The sequence below is a fragment of the Candidatus Phytoplasma phoenicium genome (assembly GCF_001189415.1).
GTDB lineage: Bacteria > Bacillota_I > Bacilli_A > Acholeplasmatales > Acholeplasmataceae > Phytoplasma > Phytoplasma phoenicium.
In genome coordinates, this window is record NZ_JPSQ01000012.1 from 1 (window position 1) to 4,421 (window position 4,421).

Genomic DNA, 4,421 nt, shown 5'->3' on the forward strand with positions numbered 1-4,421 from the left:
TTTTTTAAAAAAATTTTTAACTAAACGATCTTCAAGAGAATTAAAACTAATTACTACAATTGTACCATTTTTATTTAACAATTTTAAGCTTTGTTGTAACCCTTTTTCTAAACATGTTAATTCTTGATTAACTTCTATTCTTAAAGCTTGAAAAATCCTTTTAGAACTATGCCCTTTACGACGTGGTACATAAAACGAATAAAAACGATCAATTAAACCTACTAATTCCAAAGTAGTTTTTAAAGGTCGCGCTTTAATAATCGCTTTTGCAATCGCATGCGCTTTAGGTTCATTACCATAAAACCAAAATATGTTTTTTAAATTCTTAAAATCATAAGTATTTAAAATTTCTTGAGCAGTAAGTTTTTGCGAAGGATTCATTCGCATATCTAAGGCTGTATCTTTTAAATAACTAAAACCTCTTTGTGGATCATCGATTTGAAAAGAAGATAGTCCTAAATCAAATAATATACCATCAATCCCTTTTATTTTTCTTTTGATTAATAATTCATCATGTAAAAAAGCGAAATTATTATTAATTAATGAAATGTTTTGATGATGACGAAATTTAGCAGTACACAAATTTATAACAAAAGGATCTTGATCAAAAGCATATAAAAAACCTTGAGAAAGATATTTTAAAATCTCCTCACTATGCCCTCCGCCTCCTAAAGTAGCATCTACATAACAACCTTGAGGTTTAATGGATAGATGATGAACAACTTCTTTTGTTAAAACAGGAATATGTTGTAAACACATAATTTTAAACGAATCCTTTATAAAGAATCAAAAAAATAAAAATTTATTTAAAAAACAATTTCAAAATTATCATTAATAATTTCGAATAAAGCTTTGCTTAAAATTTTTCGACCAGATACTTGTTGAACATCTAATTTTTCATCTTCAATAACATGAGCAATTTTGCTAGATAAATAAGCTAATTTATATTTGGAATCAATACGTTTTAATAATTCATCAATAGAAGGATAATTTAAACCTTCTTTTTTTTCTTTTAACATTATGCTAATAAAACCTTAACTTTCTTTTTTAAATATTTCAGAAATTAAAAAATAAGAAGAAATACTATTTTTAATTTTTGAATGTTCAGCAACTACAATAGCAAGAATCTTATCCACTGCGTTTTCTACTTCATCATTGACCACAATATAATCATATTTATGAGCTAATAATAATTCTTCTTCTGCTTTTTTCATTCTTTCTTGAATAACTGCTTCACTTTCAGTGTTACGATTTTTCAAACGTTTATATAAACATTCTTTAGAAGGTGGAGCGACGAAAATAAAAACACCATCTTTTCTAATTTTATGTTTTTTCACTTGTAAGGAACCTTGAACATCGATTTCTAAGAAAATTTCCTTTCCTTTTTCAAGTTGTTCCGTAACCGTACGATAAGTTGTACCATAATAATAATTAATAAAATAATTATATTCTAAAAAATAATTTTCTTTAATTTTTTGTTTAAAATAAGATTCATCAACAAAAAAATAATCAACACCATTACGTTCCTCTGGACGAGGAGGACGTGTAGTCATAGATACAGAATAAACAAAATTATGTCCTTTTCTTTTAAACAAAGCTTTTTTAATTTGTCCTTTTCCGACACCTGATGGTCCAGAAATTACAACCATTAATCCTTTTTTATGTAACTTCATCATATCTTTCTTTATATCTTTCTAATAAATTAATACTTTAAAGAACGGTGATTCATGCTACAACTAAATTTAATAATTTACAAGGAAGATAAATAATTTTGATAATTTTTTTTTTCATTAATAATGTATTAATTTTAGGTATTTTCATAGCTTGTTCCACTATTTGTTCTTGAGAAGAATTAAATCTAACATCAATTAGTCCTTTTAACTTTCCATTAATTTGAACAATAATTTTTTGAGATTCTATAAGGGAATCAGTACATTCAGCAACAGGCCAAGATGTATATGCCAACTCTATGTTACTTTTTAAAAAAGTTTGATTTAATTCTTCGGTAATATGTGGAGCTATTGGGTTTAACAATTGTAAAAAAATTTTCATTTGTGTTTTGTTGATTTTTTTATGTTGTATAACTTGATTAACAAAAATCATTAAATGACTAATTGCTGTATTAAATTTAAAATTTTCGTATTCAAAAGTAACTTTTCGAATAGTATCGTTTAACAAAGAATTTAAAACATCATAAGGTTCAGAGATAACATACGATATAGCGGTATTGTAAACTTTATTAAGAAAACGTTGAATTCCTTTAATATTTGATTCTGACCATTTTTTTGTATCTTCTAAAGGACCTAAAAACATAATGTAAAGTCGTAATACATCTGCACCGTATTTTGTCAACATTAAAGAAGCGTTGACACTATTCCCTTTAGATTTGCTCATTTTAAGATTATCTTCCCCTAAAATCATTCCTTGATTTACTAATTTGATAAAAGGTTCTGGAGAAGAAACTAAATTTAAATCATATAAAAACTTATGCCAAAAACGAGCATACAAAAGATGGCCTACTGCATGTTCACTGCCTCCAATATAAACATCTACAGGCAAAAAATATTCTAATAATTTTTTTGCTTCAGGACTATTTAAAGGAGTTATGTCAGTTAATCTTTTTAAAATATAACCAATATAATACCAAGAACTACCCGCCATTTGTGGCATAGTATTGGAATCTCTTTTGTATTTTTTTCCGTTTTTTTCAAAATACAACCATGAAGATATTTTAGATAAAGGAGAAGTGCCGTCGCCTGAAATTTCCAATTTATCAATAAAAGGTAATCTTAAAGGTAAATCTTCATCTTTTTCAAGATAAATATTATTTTCTTCATCATAAAAAAGACAAAAAGGTTCACCCCAATATCTTTGACGTGAAAAAACCCAATCACGTATTTGATAAGTACAATGAATTTCGCCTATGTTTTTGTCTGTGATATATTTGATGATTTGAAGAAGTGCTTTTTCTTCTTTTAAATTATTTAAAAAACTACTATTAATCAAAATACCATCAGACAAAATTTGAGGAATCGCCAAATGATTTGTTTGTGAAAAAATTAAATCTCTTGAATCTTTTCCTGGTACAGACATAATAGCGCCCGTTCCATAATGTGGCAAAACATAATCAGCTATCCAAATAGGAATAGATTGATTAGTAAAAGGACTTATAACATAATTACCAGTAAAAAAACCTGTTTTTTTTTTGCTAATAAAACGATTTAAATTAGTTTTTTGTTGAGTTTGTAAAATATAAGTATGAAATTTTTCATTATTGTCTGGTGTGACAATATTAGGCGCTAAAGGATTTTCAGGAGCTAAAATAATAGCATTGATACCAAATACAGTATGTGGTTCAGTAGTAAAAACAGAAATTGTTGTTTTTGTATCTTTTTTCAAAGGGAAACGTAAAATAAAACCTTCTTTTTTTCCGATCCAATTTTTTTGTATTTCTTTTAATCGATTGGGCCAATTAAGTATTTGTAAATCTTCTAATAATCTATCTATATAAGCAGTAATTTTTAAAACCCATTGTTTCATTTCTTTCTTAATAACAGGGAAATTACCCCGCTCTGAAAAAAGTCCTTCTTCCGTTTGAATTACTTCTTCATTAGCCAACACAGTACCTAATTGAGGACAAAAATTCACTTCCACATTTTCTAAAACAGCTAATTTATTTTCATATAATTTTTTAAAAATCCATTGTGTCCATTTATAAAAAGAAGGATCGGAAGTAGCTAATTCTTTGGTCCAATCCACTCCTTTGCCTAAACGTTGGATCTGTTTTTTAAATTTACCGATATTCTCGTAAGTAAATTGTTGAGGATTTTTACCTGTCGTGAGTGCGTATTGTTCTGCTGGCAAACCAAAAGAATCCCAACCAAAAGGATGTAAAACATTATAACCTTCCATTCTTTTAAAACGATTAATAATATCACTAGCTGTATATCCTTCGATATGTCCTATATGTAAACCTTCCGCCGAAGGATATGGAAACATATCTAAACAATAAAATTTTTTTTTAGAAAAATCAACAACTGTCTTAAAAGTTTGTTGCGTTTCCCAATGATCTTGCCATTTGGATTCAATTTTTAGAAAATCATATAATAACATAAATTTCAACTCTACATTTCTATAAAAAATATATAAAAAATTTAATACCAATATGTTTCATACAAAATATATATTATTGAATATAATCAACGATATCTCTAATTGTTTTAAATTGTTGCATCGCTTCATCATTAATTTTAATCTTAAAAGTATTTTCTAATTGAATTACTAATTCAACAGCATCAAAAGAATCTAAACCTAAATCTTCTTTCAACCTTGTTTCTAAAGTAATTTTTTCTTTTCTAATAGATGACTTATGCATAATAATAATATCTCGAATTTTATTGAAAATCATAACTTAACTAGTC

General features: G+C 26.7%; 5 protein-coding genes. All 5 read right to left on the bottom strand.

Going from position 1 to position 4,421, the window contains the following annotated elements:
* Nucleotides 1–759 (bottom strand): 16S rRNA (cytosine(1402)-N(4))-methyltransferase RsmH (gene rsmH / locus AlmWB_RS00500; protein WP_050337071.1); only part of this gene is annotated, 759 nt, incomplete at its 3' end.
* Nucleotides 760–806: 47 nt separating this feature from the next.
* Nucleotides 807–1,019: a DNA-directed RNA polymerase subunit omega gene (gene rpoZ / locus AlmWB_RS00505; RefSeq protein ID WP_050337073.1), complete on the bottom strand. Its 213-nt coding sequence runs from the start codon at nucleotides 1,017–1,019 to the stop codon at nucleotides 807–809.
* 15 nt (nucleotides 1,020–1,034) lie between these two features.
* Complete coding sequence (gmk, locus tag AlmWB_RS00510) at nucleotides 1,035–1,673, bottom strand: guanylate kinase (protein WP_050337079.1); 639 nt, start codon at nucleotides 1,671–1,673, stop codon at nucleotides 1,035–1,037.
* A 52-nt stretch (nucleotides 1,674–1,725) separates the two neighbouring features.
* Nucleotides 1,726–4,113 carry a leucine--tRNA ligase gene (gene leuS, locus AlmWB_RS00515; protein WP_050337075.1) on the bottom strand — a complete coding sequence of 796 codons (2,388 nt, stop codon included), beginning with the start codon at nucleotides 4,111–4,113 and terminating at the stop codon, nucleotides 1,726–1,728.
* Between the two features lie 73 nt (nucleotides 4,114–4,186).
* The gene (gene acpP, locus AlmWB_RS00520; protein ID WP_050337077.1) at nucleotides 4,187–4,408 is read right to left on the bottom strand and encodes an acyl carrier protein; all 222 of its coding nucleotides are present in this window, start codon (nucleotides 4,406–4,408) and stop codon (nucleotides 4,187–4,189) included.
* Between the last annotated feature and the right edge of the window lie 13 nt (nucleotides 4,409–4,421).